This window comes from Micromonospora sp. NPDC048947 (genome assembly GCF_040649495.1).
GTDB lineage: Bacteria > Actinomycetota > Actinomycetes > Mycobacteriales > Micromonosporaceae > Micromonospora > Micromonospora alfalfae.
Map to the genome: position 1 here is coordinate 1 of NZ_JBEZFO010000042.1, position 20340 is coordinate 20340.

The window sequence follows — 20340 nt, forward strand, 5'->3', positions numbered from 1 at the left end:
GGCGGCCCCCGAGGGCCGGGGGCCCGGGCCCGCGGCCCCCCCCGGCGGGGCGCGCCCGGGGCCGGGCCCCGGGCGGTCAGGCTTGATCCCTCCGCCGGGCACGGTCGGCCCCGGCCCTGACGTGGTCACGGGCCGTGGAACGGGATCTGCAACAGACTAGGGAAGATCTTCTGATGAGTTTTGCTGCTGTTGACGTTATTCGGGTGAAGCGGGACGGCGGGGTGCTGTCGGACGCGCAGATCGACTGGGTGGTCGACGCGTACACCCGGGGGGTTGTCGCCGACGAGCAGATGTCCGCGCTGGCGATGGCGATCCTGCTCAACGGCATGACCGGGCCGGAGATCGCCCGGTGGACCGCCGCGATGATCGCCAGCGGTGAGCGGTTGGACCTGTCGGCGGTACGCCGGCCGACAGTCGACAAGCACTCCACCGGCGGCGTCGGCGACAAGATCACTCTGCCGCTCACCCCGCTGGTGGCGGCGTGTGGCGCGGCCGTGCCGCAGCTGAGCGGCCGGGGTCTCGGGCACACCGGCGGCACGCTCGACAAGTTGGAGTCCATCCCGGGCTGGCGGGCCACAGTGAGCAATGACGAGTTCATCGCCCAACTGGACGAGGTCGGTGCGGTGATCTGCGCGGCCGGCGCCGGGCTCGCCCCCGCCGACCGCAAGCTGTACGCGCTGCGCGACGTGACCGGCACCGTGGAGGCGATCCCGCTGATCGCGAGCTCGATCATGAGCAAGAAGATCGCCGAGGGCACCGGGGCGCTGGTCCTCGACGTCAAGGTCGGCTCGGGCGCCTTCATGAAGTCCGTCGAGCAGGCCCGCGAGTTGGCGCGCACCATGGTCGAGCTGGGAGGTGCGCACGGGGTGCGGACTGTCGCCCTGCTCACCGACATGTCCACCCCGCTCGGCCTGGCGATCGGCAACGCGGTCGAGGTGACCGAGTCGGTCGAGGTGCTGGCCGGTGGTGGACCTGCCGACGTGGTGGAGCTGACCCTCGCGCTGGCCCGGGAGATGCTCGACGCCGCCGGTCTGCCGGACGCCGATCCGGCTGCCGCGCTGCGCGACGGCCGGGCCATGGACTCCTGGCGGGCGATGATCCGGGCGCAGGGCGGCGACCCGGACGCGCCGATGCCAACGGCCGCCGAGGTGGAGGTGGTCCGCGCCGAGCGGGACGGTTACGTCGCGGCCATCGACGCGTACGCGATGGGGGTTGCGGCGTGGCGGCTCGGCGCGGGTCGGGCGCGCAAGGAGGACCCGGTCAGCGTGCCGGCCGGCGTGGTGTTGCACAAACGGCCGGGTGACGAGGTGCGGGCCGGTGACGCGCTCTACGAGCTGCGCGCCGATGACGCGGCGCGGATTCCGGCCGCGCGGACCGAAGCCGCCACCGCGGTGCGGATCGCGCCGACGGCCCCGGCGGCGACGTCGTTGGTCATCGAACGCATCGGCTGACCGATCCAGCGTCGCCCTGGCGTGGTGCCGGTCACCTGGGAGCGCTATTGTCGCAGGCCAAGGGGGGACAACCGGCCTTGCGCCGGCGCGAGCAGACAGGAAGATCCGCCGTGACCGTTGCTGCCCCCGACCCACGTGAGGTGCGCGAGGCGAGCCTGGACGAGCTGTCCCGGCTCGGCCTGCCGTTGCCGCCGGCCCAGTTCCCCCTCGTCTGGGAGCCGGGTGATCAGATCGACCTGCGTCCGACAGGGGAGATCGAGGCGCGGATCGCGGTGCTGCACCTGATCCTGGCCCGCTGTTTCGGGATGCCACCGCAGGCGGCGATGAGCTGGCTGCTCGGCTCGCACCTGGTCGACATGGTCACCCCACCGGAGTGGCAGTTCGTGATGGGCGGCAAAGGCGACCACCGGTCGTTCGTGCTGCACCACGACGCGCTCTTCGCGCTGGCCTGGGTGCTCGGGCTGAGCAAACAGCTCGACCCGACGCTGGCGGTCGACGAACGGCTGGTCGAGCGGCTGCCGCACATCGCCGAGGGGGAGACCTTCCCGCACTGGCGCTCCCGGATCCTCACGGCGCCGCAGCACCCGGCCGACGCGGCCGCCCTGCTCGACCTGCACTACTGCCTCGACTGGGCGTACCTGGAGACCGAGCGTGGTGGCCGGCGGGCACCGGGCCTTGTCGACGCGAACGCGATCGGGCAGCGGCGTTGGGCGCTGGAGTGGGCGGTGATCCTGCGCGGGCCGTACCACGACGAGCCGCCCGGCTGGGAAGAGGTCGACCTCTCCACCTGAGGTCAGCGAGGTCGCAGGACGTCGAGCCGGACCGCCACGGTGACCCGGACCGGTTCGGGCAGCGCGGCCAGCCGGGCGGTGAGCGCGGCCGGGTCGGTGTGCCAGGCGCTGGGGCCCATCCCGACCAGTGTGGCGACCTCCGGCCGGGTCAGTGCCAGCTCGGCCCGGTGCACCGCCGAGCTGACGAGCGTGAAATGCCCGCCCAGGCTGGCGGCCACCCGGTCGGCCTTGTCCGGGTCCACCCGCAGCAGGTCGAGGGCGTCCACCAACTCCGCGAGGTGGTCGGTGTCGGGCGTGACCACCAGCAACGCGCCGGCCGGGTCGAGCACCCGGTGGAACTCCGGGCCGTTGCGCGGGGCGAAGACGTTCAGCAGCACGTCGGTCGAGGCGTCGGCGAGCGGCAGTCGCTGCCAGGTGTCGGCGAGCGCGGCGGCGGCCCGGGGATGCGCGCGGGCCGCGCGGCGCAGCGCCGGCTTGGACACGTCCAGGGCCAGACCCACGGCGTCCGGCAGCGCCGCCAGCACCGCGCCGAGGTACCGGCCGGTGCCAGCGCCGGCATCCACCACCAGGGGGTACGCCCCGAAGTCGGGTGTCGGCGGCTCGACCCGTACCTCTGCTGTTGTGTCCTTTGCTCTGCACCCCTCAAGGCGACGGCTCGGCCGGGAGCCCGTCGCCTCGGCGGGTGCAGAGCAAAGGGTGGGCGGAGTAGGTGCTGGGTGCGGGGCGTCAGCTGCGCCGAGACGGCCGACAGCGTCCGTCACGGCGGCGGCGAGGGCGGCCGAGATGACGTCGTAGTGCCCGGCGGCGAGGAAGTCCGCCCGGGCGGCGACCATTTCGGCGCTGTCGCCGGCGTGCGGGGCGCGCCCGGCGAGGAGGTTGACGTACCCCTGCCGGGCGATGTCGAAGCTGTGTCGGCGCGGGCAGCGCAGCGTAGCGGTGCTGCCGGCGGTCGCCTCGGCCAGCGGCTCGCCGCAGACCGGGCAGCGCAGCCGGTCGAGGATGCGGGGGTCCACCTCAGGCCTCCGCCGCGGGCTGCGGCCGGGTGGATCGGAGGCCGGGCTCGGCGAGGTGGTCGACGACCCGGTGGGTGAGCGCGCCGAGGGCGTCGACCTCTGCGGGGGTGAGCAGGTCGATCAGGTGCCGGCGGACGGCGGCCACGTGACCGGGGGCGGCGGACTCGATGGCCTGCCGCCCGGCGGGGGTGAGGACGACGACCGACCCCCGGGCGTCGTCGGCGCACTCCTCGCGGGTCACCAGGCCGCGCTGCTGCATCCGGGTCAGGTGGTGGGAGAGCCGGCTGCGCGACCAGAGCATGCGGTCTGCCAACTCCCGCAGGCGCAGCCGCCCCCGCGGTGTCTCGGAGAGGTCGGACAGCACGTCGTAGTCGGCCTCGGAGAGGCCGGCGTCCTGGGTCAGCTCCCGGGCAAGCTCCAGGTCGAGCAGGAGACGCATCCGGCGGTAGCCGCGCCAGGCGCGCTCCTCCCGTTCGTCCAGCCACCGGGGTGCTTCCACAGGTCGAGTCTAACGCTTTCGTTGACATGTCATCGACTTGCCCCTAGGTTCGATGACATGTCAACCAATTCTCACCGACTGTGGGAGCTGTTCGGTCAGCGGGGGCGCGGAGTGCTTGTCACAGTGCGCCGGGACGGGCGGCCCCAGCTGTCCAACCTCGACTACCTGGCCGAGCCGGGGTTGCTCCGCTGCTCCACCACCGGGGACCGGGCGAAGGTGCGCAACCTGCGCCGCGATCCCCGGGCCAGCTTCCACGTCACCACCCCGGACGGCGGCGCGTACGCGGTAGCGGAGGGGACCGTGACGCTCAGCGAGCCGGCCATGGCCATCACCGACGAGACGGTCGACGAACTGGTGGAGGTCTACCGCCGGATTCGCGGCGACCACCCGGACTGGGCGGACTACCGGGCCGCCATGGTCGCCGACGGACGGCTCGTGATCCGCCTCCACGTGCACCGGGTGTACGGCTGGCGACCGTGACGCCCGGCCGGTCCTGTACCGGTCCGCCCAGGCCCCTGACTAGGGTCTGAGCATGGTCGCAACTATCCGGTACGAGGACATCGTCAAGGTCCCGAAGGCGCTGCTGCACGACCACCTCGACGGCGGGCTGAGGCCGGCGACGATCGTCGACCTGGCCGCCGAGGTGGGCCACGAGCTGCCCACCACCGACCCGGAGGCGCTCGGACGCTGGTTCGCGGACGCGGCGGACTCCGGTTCCCTGGAGCGCTACCTCGAGACGTTCGCGCACACCGTGGCGGTCATGCAGACCGCGCCCGCGCTGCGTCGGGTGGCCCGCGAGTGCGCCCTGGACCTGGCCGCCGACGGCGTGGTCTACGCCGAGGTGCGGTTCGCCCCGGAGCAGCACCTGGAACGGGACCTCAGCCTGGACGAGGTGGTCGAGGCGGTGCTGGCCGGGTTCGCCGAGGGCACCGCCCAGGCGGTCGAGGCGGGCCTGACCATCCGGGTGGGCACGCTGCTCACCGCGATGCGGCACGCCGCCCGTTCCCAGGAGATCGCCGAGCTGGCCGTGCGGCACCGGGATGCCGGAGTGGTCGGCTTCGACATCGCGGGCGCCGAGGCGGGCTTTCCGCCCACCCGGCACCTGGACGCCTTCGAGTACCTGCAACGGGAGAACTTCCACTTCACCATCCACGCCGGCGAGGCGTTCGGTCTGCCGTCGATCTGGCAGGCGATCCAGTGGTGCGGGGCGGACCGGCTCGGCCACGGGGTGCGGATCGTCGACGACATCGCCCCCGACGGCTCGCTCGGCCGGCTGGCCGCGTACGTCCGGGACAAGCGGATCCCCCTGGAGCTGTGCCCCTCGTCGAACGTGCAGACCGGTGCTGTGGGCTCGATCGCGGACCACCCGATCGGCCTGCTGCGGGACCTGCGTTTCCGGGTGACAGTCAACACCGACAACCGCCTGATGAGCGGCACCTCGATGTCGCGGGAGATGTCGTTGCTGGTGGAGACGTTCGGCTATGGCTGGAAAGAGTTGCAGTGGTTCACCATCAACGCGATGAAGAGCGCCTTCATCCCGTTCGACGAGCGGCTGCGGATCATCGACGACGTGATCAAGCCGGCGTACGCGAAGTTGCTGGCCTGAGCTCAGCCATGTGGGTGGCCGGCGAGCAGACCGGCCACCCGGCGCAGCACCTCCCGGGCCCGGGCCGCCTCCGCGCCGAGGCCCATCTGCCGGCGCAGCACCGCGGGCTCGGCACGGAGCAGCGCCACCCCGCGCCGAATCAGCACCCGCGGCGCCTTGCGCTGCTCGGACAGGTCGCGGGCGAGTCGGCGCAGGAAGGTGGCACCGCGCGGGCGGCGCAGCGCGTACGCCCCGGCGAGTAGGCCGCGGCGACGGCACTCCTCGACGATCTCGGCGGCGAAGATCCCTTCGGCCACGAAAAGTGGCGATCCGGCGACATCAAATGGCCGGGTGGCTACCCGCCGATCAGCGCCGATCGCATAAACCGGCACATCGGCTCGGCCCTCGCGGGCAAGTTGGGCAATGATTTCCACCGCACTGGGGGCGTCCCAGGAGTGCGGCGATTCCCAATCCACCTGGCCGTTTCGTCTCGGCAACGTAGGGTCATCGCCGTCTTTGTAGAAGTCGTCCAAGCACAGCACCGGCAAGCCGGTTTGCTGCGCTATGTACGACTTTCCAGACCCCGATGGGCCGGCCAGTAGGACAACGCGGTGCGGATGTTCCATTACCTTCAGTTACTCCGGCCAGACAGACTGCTATCAAATCGCATCAACATCTCATCACACCTTCGGTCGGGGACAACCTGGGCTTTCTTCTTGTCGACCGGCGTGATGGAATCTCGGGGGTCCGACCCGCCGGGTCGGTCGCTGGGCGTTGCCCGGGGCAACGCGTTCAAGCTGTAATCGCGAGGGCGGTGACGTGAGCAAACGGCCAAAGACGGCGGGCTCCTTCCTGTCGCGGCTGCGCCGGCCGGCCAGCCGGCTCCGGGACATGCCGATCTGGTCCAAGCTCGGTCTCATCATGATCGTGCCGACCATCGCCACGGTCGTGGTGGGCACCAGTGGTCTTATCGACCACGTGGAGACGCTCAACAATGCCAACCGAGCTGGCGACCTGGCGAATCTGTCGAGCTATTCAGGTGACCTGGTCGACAGCCTGCAGGACGAGCGGACCGCCGCCGTGCTGCTGCTGGGCGCGGACGGGACGCAGCCGACGGCGCAGTACCAGGAGGCCTACAACCGGGTGAACTCCCGGGTGGATCAGGATGCGATCCCCTACCGGCAGCAGCGGACCGAGATCGAGGACCTGCCGAGCAGCCTGGAGAGTCTGCTCGACGGCATCGACCAGAACCTCCAGGACCTGTCGGGCGTCCGCAGCCAGGTGTTCAACGGAAAGCTCGCGCTGACCGAGACCGTGCAGGCGTACGAGGGTCTCATCAGTGACCTGCTCGCCATCCGCGACTCGTCCACGCAGCTCGCCGGTGACAACCAACTCAGCGACCGGATGCGCGCCGCCGCGGCGGTCGCCCGGGAGAAGGAGTTCCTCTCCGCACGCCGGGTCGTGGTGCACCGCGCGCTGGGCGTGAAGGGCGGACAGCGCCTGACCCCCGCACTGCGCAGGGACTACGTCGCCAGTGACACCGGCCAGCAGCAGGCCCTGCAGAGCTTCAAGGCCGTCGCCACCCCGGACGACGCGAAGTTCCACGACCAGACGGTCGCTGGCGGCGACCGTCGGCAGGCACAGAACTACACAGGCTGGATCGACGGCAACACCACCGGCAACATGCGCGGTGCGCCGTTCGGCCCGGACCAGTGGGAAGCCGCCATGACGGCCAACGCCAAGCTGATCCGCACCGTCGAGCGGAAGCTCGACAGTGAAGTGGTCGACCAGGCCGACACCCTCCGCTCGGACGTCCAGCGCCAGGTCTTCCTGGAGACCGGCCTGCTGCTCAGCATGCTGCTGCTGGCCATCCTCTTCGCCTACCTGGTAGCCCGCTCGATGGCCCGCTCACTCCGTGAGCTGCGGCAGGGCGCGCTCTCCGTGGCCCAGTACGGGCTGCCACAGGCGGTGGCCCGTCTGCGCGACCCGCAGGTCGTCGGCCAGCTCTCCCCGGTGCAGTTGGCCAACCAGATCGCCGAACCACTGCCGGTGCGCAGCAAGGACGAGTTCGGCCAGGTGACCGAGGCGTTCAACGCCGTCCACCTGGAAGCCGTCCGCACGGCCGCCGAGCAGGCGGCACTGCGCGCCTCCGTCGCGACGATGTTCGTCAACCTGGCCCGTCGTTCCCAGATCCTGGTCGACCGCCTCATCGGGCACCTCGACCGGCTGGAGCGCGGCGAGGAGGACCCGGACCGGCTGGCCGAGCTGTTCCAGCTCGACCACCTGGCCACCCGGATGCGCCGTAACGACGAGAACCTGCTGGTGCTCGCCGGTGCCGACTCCACCCGCGTGCAGCGTGAGCCGGCCGCCCTCATCGACGTGCTGCGCGCCGCGCAGTCCGAGGTCGAGCACTACACCCGGATCGAATTCGGTGTCATCGACCGCGACATCGAGGTCGCCGCGCACGCGGTCAACGACCTGGTGCACCTCGTCGCGGAGCTGTTCGACAACGCCACAGCGTTCTCCCCGCCGGACTCGCAGGTGATGGTCGAGGCCCGGCGCGTCGGCGACCGCTCCTCGCTGTACGTCGAGGACCGCGGTATCGGCATCAGCGCCGAGCAGTTGCACGACCTCAACGAGCGGCTCGCGACGCCGCCGCAGGTCGACGTGGCGGTGTCCCGGATGATGGGCCTCGTCGTGGTCGCCCGGCTGGCGTCCCGGCACGGTGTCCGGGTCGAGCTGCGCCCCGGCAACGATCGCGGCACTGTCGCCGACGTGACCCTGCCCACCTCGGTGCTGGTGCCCCGGGCGCTCTCCGGTCGGGTGCAGCAGCCTCCGGCGCTGCCGGCGGCCGGTGCTCCCCAGTTCGGTGGCCCGCAGTCCGGTGGGCCCGCGCCGGTCTTCGGCGCGCTGCCCGCGCTGGGCAATGGCCCCCGTCCGAGCGAGTCCGGCAACCAGGTCACCCTGGGCGGTCGCCCGTTCGATCCCGCGACGCGCAACGGTGCCGGCACCCCCGCCAACGGTGGCGCGTACCGGTCGATGCCGGCCTGGTCGGATCTGACCGGCGCGGCCGGGGCGAACGGCGTCAACGGCGGCGACGGGTTCACCCCCCGATCGGCCAACGGCCAGGGCACCGACCCGCTGCCGCAGCGCCGGGGCGGGGACGAGACCCCGAGCACCGACCAGCAGCCGTCCATTCCGCGTCAGCTGCCGAGCAGCCCCGAGGCGCACCCGTACTCGGCGCCGCCGGTCTCCGCGCAGCCCTACTCCGGTGCGCCGGTCTCCGCCTCGCCGGCCTCCGGCCAGCCGTACTCCGGGCAGCCCTACTCGGGTGCGCCGTACGGCGGCGCGCCGGTGTCCGCCGCTCCGGCCTCCGGGCAGCCGTACGCCGGTCCGCCGGTGTCCGCGTCGCCGGTCTCGGCCTCGCCGGCGTCCGGTCAGCCGTATTCGAACCAGCCGTACTCGGCGCCGCCGGCCTCCAGCCAGTCGTTCAGCGGCTTCGCGCCCCGATCCGCCCCGCCCGCGCAGGCACCCAACGCCCCGGCCCCGCCGGCCTGGCCGCCAGTGCCGGGTAGCGACCGGGACACGGCCACCCCGCCGGTGCCCGAGCGGCTCGCCGCCGCGCTGGACATGACGACGGAGCTGCCGCGGGTCCCGCGACCCGGCGAGCAGCCGGCCGCAGCCCAGCCTCCGGCTCCCGCGCCGACCCCGGCGGCAACGCCGGCTCCGGCTCCGGCTCCGCAGACTCGGCCAGCGCCGCAGACTCGGCCGACGCCGCAGCAGCCGCAGGCGCAGAACCGTCAGCGGTACGCGGATGAGACGATGGAGCTGCCGATCTTCCGGGAGCTCGAGTCGGCCTGGTTCCGTACCCGTCGCCCGGGCTCCGAGGAGACCGCGGCCGGCGCTCAGCCAGCGACGAACGGCGACTCCGCTACCCAGCAGTTCGCCACGGTCGAGGCCACCGGTCGGGCAGTCCACAAGACACCACCCGGGACGACAGGTAACACACCGATGGCAGACACTCCGACGGTCGGAGGAGCGCCGCGGGACAACGGCTCCACAGCGAACGAGGGCACCCGCCCCAGCCTCGCCGAGAGCCTGCCGAACCGCCGGCCCCAACCGCAGAGCAACGGCTGGCAGACCGCCGCCGACGACGGCTGGCGTGCTGCCTCCGCGGCGGCCGGCGCGGCGCCGGTGAGCGAGACCACCACTACCGGTCTGCCGAAGCGCAAGCCGATGGCGCAACTGGTACCCGGTGCGGTGGAGAAGCCCACCACCTCGGTCCAGCGGCGCTCCCCGGAGGCGGTTCGTGGCCTGCTCTCCGCCTACCACCGGGGCGTGCAGCGAGGGCGTAGCACCTCGGACACCCCGACCAGCCCGGAGGCAACTCCGGGAGGGCAATCCTCGCAGTCTGGCTCAGGCCCGGTGGCCGGGAGCGGGCAGAAGGAGCAAGAAGGATGACAACTACGCAGGATCTTGGTTGGCTGCTGGCCAACTTCGCCGACCGGGTGCCCGGCGTCGCGCATGCGGTCGCCGTATCGGCGGACGGCCTACTCCTCGCGTCGTCACGGGATCTGCCGCGCGACCGGGCAGACCAGCTCGCCGCGATCTCCTCGGGTCTGGTCAGCCTGACCCAGGGGGCAGCACGCTGCTTCGAGGGAGGCGCGGTGTTGCAGACCGTCGTGGAGATGGACAATGGCTTCCTGTTCCTGATGTCCATCTCGGACGGCTCGTCCTTCGCCGTGCTGGCAGCCCGCAGCTCCGACGTGGGCCAGGTTGGCTACGAGATGGCGCTGCTGGTCGACCGGGTGGGCGACGCACTGACCCCGCAGCCGCGTGCGGCTGCGGGCATGCTGGGCTGACGTCTCGCCGATCGTGAGGTCGGCACGACTGCAACAACGACAACGACGGGTTTCACCGGTGGGAGCCGGTAACGGGTGCGAAGGAGGTGAGCGGCGAGATGGCCGATCGTGACGAACCAACCGGAGCGTTGGTCCGTCCATACGCCGTGACCCGTGGTCGCACCCGTCCCCGGCTCGACATCGCGCTGGAGGCGCTCGTCGAGACGACGGTGCGCGGCCGGGCCGCTGCCAATGGCAACGGCGGCCAGGGCCGCGAACACCAGTACATCGCCGCGCTGTGTGACGGTCGCGTGCAATCGCTCGCGGAGATCGCGGCGCGGATGCAGCTCCCGCTCGGTGTGGCCCGGGTGCTCATCGCCGACATGGCGACGGACGGCCTGGTCGCGGTCCACGAGCCGACCATTTTGGACGACTCCGACGACGCGGTGGGCACTGAACTGCTGGAGAGGGTGCTGAGTGGACTTCGCAGGCTCTGACATGTCGCACCGCCCGCCGAACCCGAGCGGCCGCGTGACGTCGGCGAAGATCGTTATCGCCGGTGGATTCGGCGTCGGTAAGACGACGCTGGTCGGCTCGGTCTCGGAGATCACGCCGCTGACCACTGAGGCCATCATGACCTCCGCTGGCGTGGGCGTCGACGACACCCGGCAGGTGCCGGGCAAGACGACGACCACGGTGGCCATGGACTTCGGCCGGATCTCGATCGACCGTGACCTGATCCTGTACCTGTTCGGTACGCCGGGTCAGACCCGTTTCTGGTTCATGTGGGACGAACTGGTGCGGGGTGCGATCGGTGCGGTCGTGCTGGTGGACACCCGCCGGCTGGCCGACTGCTTCGCGGCGATCGACTTCTTCGAGCACCGACGCCTGCCGTACCTGGTGGCGATCAACTGCTTCGACGGGATGCAGTACCACGACCCGCAGGACGTCCGGGACGCCTTGGCGATCTCGAGCGACGTGCCGGTGGTGGCCTGCGACGCCCGTAACCGGGAGTCGACGAAGCACGTGCTGATCTCGCTGGTCGAGTACGTGCTGACCATGCGCCGTACGCGCGCCGTCGCCCCGGCCTGATCCGGGACGCTGCACGCCCCGGTGGTGGCTCCGGCCGCCACCGGGCGCTGCCAGCCGCCCCGGTGAGTGTCTTCGCGTCGGCTCGTCGCTCAGACGACCCGGCGCGCCGCTGAGCCGCCTCCTGACGACCTGGAAGCTGTCAGCCCCCTCTCGGGGCAGGCCCCACCCACGGTCCTCGCGAGGCGGCTTCTGCGTGCCCGGGGCATCGCTCTGCTGACGCGGAACCGGCCACCCCGGCCGCCGAGTCGGAGCAGAACTGGACCATCTCCTCGAACGACGGGTAGACCGGGGTCTCACCGGCGCCGAGTCCGGGCGCCTCCACCCCGTGAATCTCACCGAACCCCTTGAGATGGCGGGCCAGTTCGATGTAGCCGAGGACGGTCCCGCCGGCCGGAGGAGCGAAGACGATCCCCGGCCCGTCGCCGCCGCGCGGGTTGAGCCGCACCAGCTTCGCCGTGGGGTCCCCGGCAGTCGAACTCCCGCCCGCCGCCCGCTCGTCGAGCGCCTTCGCCAGGCCCCGGACCTCCGGGTACAGGAACACCTGCTTGGGGTCGACCGGCACGCCCTCGCCCTGGAGCACCGAGACCAGCTTGATGGTCAGCAGCGAGTCGCCCCCGAGGTCGAAGAAGGAGTCGTCCGGGCCGATGTGCTCCCGCCCCAGGACGGACCGGTAGGCGCCGAGCAACACCCGCTCACGTGCGGTGAGTTCGGAGGTCTCTCCCTCCGGCGCCCCGCCCCCGTCCCCGTCTCCCGAACGGAGCCGCGTGACATCCACCTTGCCGCTGCTCTTGAGCGGCAGCGCGTCGTAGACATGGACGACCGAAGGCACCGCGTACGGCGGGATCAGCCGGCGCACGCCCTCCTGGATCTCGGCCACCCCCAGCCCTTCGGCGGCGACATGGGCCGTCAGCGCCCCCGCGCTCTCCGCACCGGCGACGACGAACGCGTCCCGCACACCGGGCAGGGAGCAGAGCGCGCTCCGCACGGCGTTCAGCTCGACCCGGTGGCCCCGGACCTTGACCTGGCCGTCGCGCCGTCCGTGGTAACGGAGTTGACCGTCACGGCCGAGGGTGACCCAGTCGCCGGTCCGGTAGAGCCGCACGCCCGGCAGGGCCGCGACCTCCACGAAGCGGCGGGCGGCCTCCTCCTCGTTGCCGACGTACCCGAGGGCGAGCCCCTCGCCGCCCACGTACAGCTCGCCCAGCACGCCGTACGGGACGAGCGCGCCCGTGTCGTCCAGCGGGAGGGCGATCCGGCCGGGGAAGGGGCGCCCGATCGGGAGGGCGCCGTCCACGGGCCGGTCCGTCGAGAACGTGGTGCTGAACGTGGTGTTCTCGGTCGGGCCGTAACCGTTGGTGATCCGGATGCCCGGGCACCCCTCCAGCACGCGGTTCACATGGGCGGGTGAGACGACGTCACCGCCGACGACCAGCTCCGCCACCCCGGCGAACAACGAGGCGTCCGCGTCCGTCAGTTGGTGGAACAGTGGTGCGCTCACCCACATCAGGGTGGGCCGGCGCAGCTCGATCTCCCGCCGGAGCGCGGTGACGTCGAGGATGGTGTCCTTCGCCGTGAGGATCAGGGTGCCGCCGTTGAGGAGTGCCGCCCAGATCTCGAAGGTGGACGCGTCGAAGGAGAGCGCACCCGTCTGGAGGACTCGTACGTTCTCGTCGAGCGTGATCCAGCCCGGCTCCCGGACCAGCCCCACCACACTCGCCTGGCCGATGGAGACGCCCTTGGGCAGCCCCGTCGTGCCCGAGGTGAACATGACGTACGCCTCGTGCTCCCCGGTGGTGGGAGACGACTCGCTCCCGGTCTCCTGGAAGGGGAGCGCGACCGTCTCCCCCTCGGGCTCGCCCGCCGCGTCGATCCGGGTGAGCCCCTGGGCCGAGAGACGGTTGCGGATCCCGCCCGCGCGGAGGATGGACACGGCGACGCCCGGCGGCAGTTCGGGGTCGAGCGGGACGTACGCCCCACCGGCCTTCAGTACGCCGAGGATGCCCGTGACCGTGGTGGCGGCCTTCTCGGCGTCCACCGCGACCCGGTCACCGGTGCCGACCCCCTGCTCCCGCAGCCGGGCCGCCAGCGAGGAGCTGAGCGCGTCCAACTCCTCGTATGTCAACTCCTCTTCGCCGTGCACCACGGCTGTCCGGTCCCCATGGGCGCGGACCGTCTCCGCGAAGGCCGCGGCGATGGAGCCGGTGGGTGCGTCCTCCCTCGTGCCCACGGCCAGGCGCACCACCTCCGCCTGCTCGGCGGGGGTCAGCACACTCAACTCCCGTACCGGGGAGGCGGGTGCGTCGGCCATGGCGAACAGGAGCGTACGGAAGTGGGCGCGCCAGCCGTCGACCGTCTCCTCGCGGAAGAGCGAGGTCGCGTACTCGAAGGCCAGGGTCAGCCCGTGGGCGCGCTCGTACGCGTGGAGGGAGAGATCGAAGCGGGCGATCCGGTGCCGCAGGTCCAGCGGTGTCCGGGCGGCCCCGGCGAACTCCGGGAACTCCTCCCGGGGGACGTAGTTGAACATGGTCTGGACGATGGGCGGGCGCGAAGTGTCCCGGCCCTCCGCGAAGTTGGTGACCATGTGGTCGAACGGATAGTCCTGGTGCTCCAGGAGCCCCGTCATGGAGCGGTGGACCGCCGAGCACTGATCCCGTACGGAGGCGGAGCCGGCGAGCGATACCCGGCAGGGGAGCGTGTTCACCAGCATCCCCACCGCGTCCAGCAGCGCCGGATCGTCCCGCCGCATCGCCGGCATGCCGACGAAGAACTCCCGCTGACCGCTCAGCCGGGAGAGGAAGAGACTGAAGGCGGTGGCCAGGAACACCGCGCTCGACACCCCGGCCGACGCGGCGGCCTCGGTGACGCGGCGCACCTCGTCCCGGTCCAGTTCGAGGAAGAGGGTGTCCCCGGCGTACGACTGGAGCTGCGGGCGGCCGAAGTCGGTCGGCAGCGACAGCGGTTCGGGCGCCTGCTCCAGCACCCCGCGCCAGTGGTCCGCCGCCTCCTCGGACGCGGCACCGGCCGCGTCCTGCCGGGCCACCGCCTCGGTGATGCCCGGCGGCAGCGCGGCCAGCAGGGGGATGTCCTGCGAGACCAGCGCGTTGTAGACGGTCACCACATCGCGCATGAAGACGCTCAGCGACCAGCCGTCGGAGGCGATGTGGTGGTGCGAGACGACCAGAACGTCCTTCTGGGCAGGGAGACTTATGAGGGTGTAGCGGGCGAGGGGCGCCGCTTCCAGGTCGTACTTGTGCGCCAGCTCCCGGTCCAGGGTCTCTCTCAGGACCGACTCGGCCTCGGCCGCCTCCCGGTCCCGCAGGTCCAGATGGTCCAGCGGGACGGCGGGCGACTCGACGAGCCGGGCGCGCGGGGCACCGTCGACCGTGTCGAACGCCGTACGCAGCGACTCATGGCGACGGGTGACGTGGACGAGCGCCTTCTCCAGCAGCCGGGCCTCCAGCGCACCGCCCAACTCCCAGGCAGCCACGATGTTGTAGAGCGCCAGCTCCGGTTCGACGCGCTCCGCGAAGTAGATCCGCCGCTGGGCGCTGGAGAGGCCGTCGTCGGCCACCCGGGCCTGGGTGCGGGGTTCCTCGGGGGCGTCCGCCGCCGACTTCTCGTCGATCAGGGCGGCCACGGCGGAGAGCCGCGAACTCTTGAAGAACTCGTGCAGCGCGATCGGGACCCCGAACTCCCGCCGGATGTCGTTGGCCAGCCGGGCCGCCATCAGGGAGTGGCCGCCGAGCATGAAGAAGTCGTCGTCCCGCGCGAGGTTCTCCGTACCGAGGATCTCCTCCCACAGCGCGGCGAGCCGCTGCTCCGTCGGAGTCTCCGGCGGGGCGGCCGCAGCCGTGGTGCTCGCGGCCTGGAGCAGCCGGACCGTGTCGATGTGACCGTCGGCCTTCCGGGGGATCCGGTCCACCTTCGACGTCACCAACGCGGGCGACAGCTCGGTGAGTTCACCTGAGGGCAGCTCGCTCCCCGCCACGTAGAAGTAGCGCGGGACCAGGGCCCAGTCGGGCTTCTTGCGCACCTGCGAGGCCACATCGGGGTGCGTACCGTCCAGGCCGATATAGGTGACCGCCTGATTGCGCCGGACCGCGATGTCGACGGACTCCAGCGCGAGATCGACGTCGAGGGAGAGGAAGCCGCGCCGCTCGATCGGCAGGGCCGCACCGGCCCCGCCCGACATGCCCGTACCGGTCCAGGCGCTCCAGCCCAGGGACATGGCGCGCCGGTACCCCTGCTCCCGCAGGGTGCGTACGGAGGCGTTGAGGGCGCTGTTGGACGCGGAGTACTCGGTGTACCCGGCGCCGCCGAAGTAGGCGTTGACCGAGCTGAACCCGACGAGCAGGGCGTCCTTGGCCAGCTCCCCGGCCAGCGCCGCCATGCCCCGCACCTTCAGGGCCGTGTACCGCTCCAGCCGGTCCGCGTCGAGGCGCGGGGCCCCGTCCAGCCCGTCCAGCCCCTCGTCCTCACCGAAGTTGCCGAGCCCGGCCAGGTGGAACGCCCCATCGATGCGCCCGTCCGCGACCGACCGCAGCGCGGCACGGAGCCGGTCCGGCGCGTCGGCGGCGGCCAGGTCCACGGCGACGTACCGGACGTCGGTACGGGCCTCCAGGGCCCGCAGCGCCTGGGCGCGCTCCTCGTCGAGCTGTCCGGCCGGTGTGCTGCCGACGAGCACGAGCCGGGCACCGTACTTCTCCGCGAGGAAGCGGGACAGCTCCCGCCCGACCCCGCCGAGGCCACCGGTGACCAGGTACCGGCCGCCCTCCTTGATCTCGGCCGCCACCCCGCCGGGGTCGCGCGGAGCCGGGGCGAGCGCCCGCTCGGTACGAGCCCCCGCGCGGTACGCGACGGCCGGGGCGGGGGCGTATGCCACCAACTCCCGTGCCAGCAGCGCCACATTGGCCTCGTCGACCGTATCGGCGTCGACCCAGACGACCACCGGTGCACCGGCCTCGGCGTTGACGCTCTGCACATAGCCCTGGAGGGCGCCGAGCTGTGCCCGCGCGAGATCGTCCCGCGCCCGCCCGGCGACGGTGACCAGGGCGATCCGCAGCGTCCGCGCGGCAGTGTGCGCCCCGATGGCCTTCGTGGTGTCGGCGATCAGCTCGGAGACCGCCCGGCCGTCCCAGCCGTCCTGGGTGAGCCGCAGATCGACCACCGTGTCGAGCGTGCCCTCGGGGGCCTCCCCGGGCGCCTGCACGGCAAGATCCCGGGACAGTACGCGGGTGACCTCGGCGCGCTCCGCCGCTTCGCCGCCCACCACATCGAGCACGACCGGCCGGCCGTCCGCGGCGGGCAGGACCCGCGGCTGGTCGGTCTCCACGAAGAACCACGGCGGCACGAACGCCGCCCCCGCACCACGCGTCTGCCCGACGGCGTGCAGCCGCTCGTCCAGCGTGCCGTCCTGGAGCCGGGCGACCAGCTTGCTCCGCTGGATCTTCCCGATGCTCGTCTTCGGGATCTCCCCGGTGGCCAGGGGCACGACATAGCGCGCGGAGAGGCTGAACTCCCGGCGCAGCGTGGCCTGGATCTCCTTGATCTGCCGCAACAGGGCGTCCTGCGAGGTCAGTTCGGAGGCGTAGAAGATCGCCAGGTGGTCGGTGACGTCGTCCTCGTCGCGGACCGAGCAGGCGGCGGCGAAGGACGGCAGGACGCCGTCCACCGTCTCGACGACGGCCTCCAGGTCGACGTTCTGGATGTTGACGCCGTTGACGATGATCAGGTCGGCGCCACGCCCGGTGAAGGTGACCTTGCGGTCCCGGACGAACGCCAGGTCCCCGGTGTCGAACCAGTCGTCGGAGCGGAAGAACTTGGCGTTCGCCTCGGGGTTGTTGAAGTACTCGACCAGCCGGGTCAGCCCGCGCACCTGGAAGTGGCCCACCACGCCCTCGTCGACCAGGTCGCCCGCGTCGTCGACGACCCGGACGTCCACGCCCGGATAGACCCGGCCGCACTCGACGAACCGGCTCAGCGCGGTCGACTCCGACGCCGCGAACGCGATCCGGCCGTCCGGGTGGATCCGGTCCACGTGCTGCACGCCGGTGGACTTCCCGTACTCCAGCGCGTCCGAGACCACGACCATGTTGCACGTCTCGGACATGCCCCACTCCGGCTTGATCGCCCGCGCGGGCAGCCCGTACCGCTCCAGCAGCCCCAACAGCCGCTGGCAGGTGGCGAAGTGGACCTGCTCGCCCGCGTTGATCCAGCGCCGCAGGGCCGACACGTCCCAGTCGCCCGCCTCGCCGCCCGCCACGGTGTCCGCGAGCAGGGCCAGCATGGAGTTCGGGCCCCAGGTGATGGTCGCCCGGTGCCGGGTCGCCAGGTCCAGCCAGCGCGTCGGCCGCGCCAGGACATGGTCGGTGGCCGCGTGGACCTGGGCGGCGTCCAGATGGACGGGGAGCAGGTGGGAGTGGATGAGCCCGACCACGTGCTCGATGGCCAGCCAGTTGAGGAAGACGTCGTCCGCCGCGTAACCGCTGTGCTGCACCGCCGCCCGCTGCTTGTGCACGATGTTCACATGGGACTGCACCACCCCCTTCGGGGTGCCGGTGCTCCCCGAGGTGAACAGGATGACCGCGGGCGACTCCGGATCGACCTCCACCACGACCGGCTCCCCGGCGCACCGCTCCGCCTCGGCCAGGGACAGCAGCGAGGCTCCCTCCAGCAGCGGCCGGACCGCCTCCACCAGCGCGGGGGAGGCCAGGACCCGCGGCTCGTGGGCCGTCGTCCAGATCCGCCGCAGGCTCTCGGCCTCGGCGCGGCGCTCCCGGTAGTCCGCCGACGGCGTGACCGGAACGGCCACCGCCCCGGCCAGCAGCGCACCCCACAGCGCGACGACGAACTCCTCGTGCCCGGAGCCGAGAAGAAGGACCCGGTCACCGGGGACGACGCCGTCGGCCCGGAGGTAGGCCGACACCCGCTCGGCGCGCTCCAGCAGCCCGGCGTACGACAGGAACACCTCACCGCCGGCCGCGTCGACGAAGTGGCACCCCCGCCCGGCACCGCTGCGCGCGGCCCGGTACAGCGCCTCCGGCAGCGTCCGTACGTCACCCGGTACGGGCAGCAGCGGCGGCCCCTGGATGTACGCGGGCACGGCGCGGGCCGCCCCGGATATCGGCTCGGCCCCCACCTCCGTCGGCGCCGGGGCGGCGGGGGCGTACGCCCGGCGCGCCAGCGGGGTGCCGTAGTCGTACGACTCCCCGTACAGCACGACGCTCTCGCCCAGCCCGTGGCTCTTCCGCCACCCGGCCTCCAGCTCCGCCAGCCGCGGCGCGTCCACCAGCGCCGCCTGCCGCAGCGTGACGTAGTCCACCGAGCCTGCGCTGTCCAGCGGCAGGCAGGAGACGGTGACGACGTCGTCCACCGGGAGCCCCGACAGGCTCTCGACGGTGAGGGCACGCCCCGACACCGTCCGGACGAAGGCGACGGAACGCGTCGAGCCGCCCGGGGTGCGCAGCTGCACGGCCGCGCACTCCGCCACGTCGGCGACCTCCCGGACACGTGCTTCCACCACGGCGACGGGATAGCGCCGCCCCTGGTGGCGAATCAGCTCGGATACGCGATGGGTGTTGCGAATCGGCATGATAAACCCTGTTTTCCTTGGATCAGTCAAGAAGCTTGATGGAGTCGCGGCTCGTCCACATACCGACATCACCCGTGGGATAGAGATGCCGGTGGGCCGAGGGGAATCCGGGTTCGATCTCGCCCTCCGCCATCCACTGGGCCCATTCGCCGTCGACGGGGAGATCGGAGACGGAGTCGGCCGCCACATGGATATGGCCGGGAACGCCGATCGGGCAGGGGCGGGACTTCTCGTCCAGCACGAACACCGGGCCGCGGAACTTCTCGAAGAATTCGAGCTGGTCCTCGTGCTCGGCCTCCACGGTCGGCGCGTTCTCCGCACCGCGGAGCAGGTCGGCCAGCTCCGTCGTGTCGACCCCGTCGACCTCCGCCACCAGCCGGTGGCCCGAGGCGACCTGGTGGAGTGCGGTACGGAACAGCCCCATGAACGCGGAGACCCACGCCGGGTCCACCACGCCGGTCATCGACGAGAACCGTACGGTGAGCCGCTCGCCCGGAATGGCGACCACGGTCAGTTTGTAGTTCGTCCGCTCATGGCTCGCGAACGACCCGATCCGGAGATTCTTCGAGGTCAGGAACTCCGGACCCAGCGGATAGTTCTCCAGGATGAACAGCACGTCGAACTGCGCACGGTTCTTTCCGCTCCCCGCGCTCTCCAGAATGTGAGTGGTCGCCAGACCGCTGTGCTCGATGGCACTGAATCCGTCGGTCTGAATGCGCCCCATGAGGGATTCCACCGGCTGGTCGTCGGCCATCCGCACCCGCATGGGCAGCGTGTTGATGAGCAGTCCCACCACCCGCTCCACATCCTGCACGTCGGGGGAGCGCCCGGAGACCGTGACACCGAAGATCACGTCGTCCGCGCCCGACACGATGCGCAGGGTGAGGGCCAGGGCCGTCTGGAGCACGGTGCTCAGGGTGCAGTGCGCCCCGGCCGCGAACTCCCGGACCAGCGTGGTCTCCTCCTCGTCGAGCACCAGGTCCAGCTGGGAGAAGCGGTCCTCCTCGGCCGTCGACCGTGCCTCCGGCGGCAGCATCCAGGGCGTGGCGTCCGTGAGATAGCGCGCCCAGTGGTCCCGGGCCTCGGTGAGATCGAGGTTCCGCAGCCACTCCGCGTAGCTCCGGAAGCTCGGGGCGGGCTCGACCGTGCCTGGCTCGGGAGCCCCGGCGTCGTACAGCTCCAGGGTCCGGGCGAGGATCCGGAACACGCTCCAGCCGTCCAGCGACACATGGGGGAAGCTGAAGGCGAAGACATGCTCGTCGGCGGCGGTCCGCACGACCGTGACCCGCAGCAGCGGGCCGCTGGTGAGATCGAACCCGGCCGCGATGTCGGCGGCGAGGAGATCGTCCACCGCCTGTCGGCGCTCGGCCTCACCGGTCCGGTCCGTCAGGTCCCGGTGGTCGATCCGGAAGTCCACCGCGTCCAGGACGATCTGCACGGGTTGCGCGAGACCCTCCCAGCCGTAGACGGTCCGCAG

The 20340-nt window shown here is 71.8% G+C and carries 13 protein-coding genes; 8 read left to right on the plus strand and 5 right to left on the minus strand.

Going from position 1 to position 20340, the window contains the following annotated elements; all coding sequences use genetic code 11:
- Positions 1-170: 170 nt before the first annotated feature.
- Positions 171-1451: a thymidine phosphorylase gene (locus AB0B98_RS32545; RefSeq protein WP_357367658.1), complete on the plus strand. Its 1281-nt coding sequence runs from the start codon at positions 171-173 to the stop codon at positions 1449-1451.
- Between the two features lie 110 nt (positions 1452-1561).
- Positions 1562-2242, plus strand: coding sequence for a DUF4272 domain-containing protein (locus AB0B98_RS32550; RefSeq protein WP_091394559.1), 681 nt, complete (start codon positions 1562-1564; stop codon positions 2240-2242).
- Positions 2243-2244: 2 nt separating this feature from the next.
- On the opposite strand, the gene AB0B98_RS32555 is transcribed toward AB0B98_RS32550, so the two are convergent.
- Together AB0B98_RS32555 and AB0B98_RS32560 are read right to left on the minus strand one after the other, a co-directional pair.
- Entirely contained in the window at positions 2245-3255 is a 1011-nt protein-coding gene (locus tag AB0B98_RS32555; RefSeq protein ID WP_357367646.1) for a putative RNA methyltransferase, read from the minus strand.
- Position 3256: 1 nt separating this feature from the next.
- On the minus strand, positions 3257-3754 hold the full coding sequence (locus tag AB0B98_RS32560; protein WP_357367648.1) for a MarR family transcriptional regulator: 498 nt from the start codon (positions 3752-3754) through the stop codon (positions 3257-3259).
- 57 nt (positions 3755-3811) lie between these two features.
- On the opposite strand from AB0B98_RS32560, the gene AB0B98_RS32565 reads away from it, so the two are divergent.
- Entirely contained in the window at positions 3812-4234 is a 423-nt protein-coding gene (locus AB0B98_RS32565) for a PPOX class F420-dependent oxidoreductase (protein ID WP_357367650.1), read from the plus strand.
- A 52-nt stretch (positions 4235-4286) separates the two neighbouring features.
- Entirely contained in the window at positions 4287-5360 is a 1074-nt protein-coding gene (locus AB0B98_RS32570; RefSeq protein WP_238671138.1) for an adenosine deaminase, read from the plus strand.
- A gap of 2 nt (positions 5361-5362) precedes the next feature.
- Here the strand turns inward: AB0B98_RS32570 and AB0B98_RS32575 are convergent, their stop codons facing one another.
- Positions 5363-5656, minus strand: coding sequence for a hypothetical protein (locus AB0B98_RS32575; RefSeq protein WP_238410792.1), 294 nt, complete (start codon positions 5654-5656; stop codon positions 5363-5365).
- A 502-nt stretch (positions 5657-6158) separates the two neighbouring features.
- Between AB0B98_RS32575 and AB0B98_RS32580 the strand changes: the two genes are divergently transcribed.
- The 4 genes from AB0B98_RS32580 to AB0B98_RS32595 all read left to right on the plus strand — a co-directional run bounded on the left by AB0B98_RS32580 (position 6159) and on the right by AB0B98_RS32595 (position 11272).
- The gene (locus AB0B98_RS32580; RefSeq protein ID WP_357367652.1) at positions 6159-9800 is read left to right on the plus strand and encodes a nitrate- and nitrite sensing domain-containing protein; all 3642 of its coding nucleotides are present in this window, start codon (positions 6159-6161) and stop codon (positions 9798-9800) included.
- Positions 9797-10201 (plus strand): roadblock/LC7 domain-containing protein, encoded by a 405-nt coding sequence (locus AB0B98_RS32585; RefSeq protein WP_030329023.1) that lies wholly within the window; start codon positions 9797-9799, stop codon positions 10199-10201. The genes AB0B98_RS32580 and AB0B98_RS32585 overlap by 4 nt, the downstream gene beginning before the upstream one ends.
- Positions 10202-10299: 98 nt before the next feature.
- Positions 10300-10677 (plus strand): DUF742 domain-containing protein, encoded by a 378-nt coding sequence (locus AB0B98_RS32590; RefSeq protein WP_030329021.1) that lies wholly within the window; start codon positions 10300-10302, stop codon positions 10675-10677.
- A 1-nt stretch (position 10678) separates the two neighbouring features.
- A complete protein-coding gene (locus AB0B98_RS32595) occupies positions 10679-11272 on the plus strand; it encodes an ATP/GTP-binding protein (protein ID WP_007455465.1) in 594 nt (197 codons plus the stop codon).
- Between the two features lie 139 nt (positions 11273-11411).
- On the opposite strand, the gene AB0B98_RS32600 is transcribed toward AB0B98_RS32595, so the two are convergent.
- Both AB0B98_RS32600 and AB0B98_RS32605 read right to left on the minus strand, forming a co-directional pair.
- Positions 11412-18794: an amino acid adenylation domain-containing protein gene (locus AB0B98_RS32600; RefSeq protein ID WP_357367654.1), complete on the minus strand. Its 7383-nt coding sequence runs from the start codon at positions 18792-18794 to the stop codon at positions 11412-11414.
- 91 nt (positions 18795-18885) lie between these two features.
- Positions 18886-20340: condensation domain-containing protein (locus AB0B98_RS32605; RefSeq protein WP_357367656.1), on the minus strand; the 1455-nt coding region annotated here is incomplete at its 5' end.

Bases quoted from the DNA above. Each gene is read 5' to 3' on its own strand.
- AB0B98_RS32570 (WP_238671138.1), top strand. From the start codon at position 4,287: ATGGTCGCAACTATCCGGTACGAGGACATCGTCAAGGTCCCGAAGGCG.
- AB0B98_RS32590 (WP_030329021.1), top strand. From the start codon at position 10,300: ATGGCCGATCGTGACGAACCAACCGGAGCGTTGGTCCGTCCATACGCC.
- AB0B98_RS32585 (WP_030329023.1), top strand. From the start codon at position 9,797: ATGACAACTACGCAGGATCTTGGTTGGCTGCTGGCCAACTTCGCCGAC.
- AB0B98_RS32565 (WP_357367650.1), top strand. From the start codon at position 3,812: ATGTCAACCAATTCTCACCGACTGTGGGAGCTGTTCGGTCAGCGGGGG.
- AB0B98_RS32595 (WP_007455465.1), top strand. From the start codon at position 10,679: ATGTCGCACCGCCCGCCGAACCCGAGCGGCCGCGTGACGTCGGCGAAG.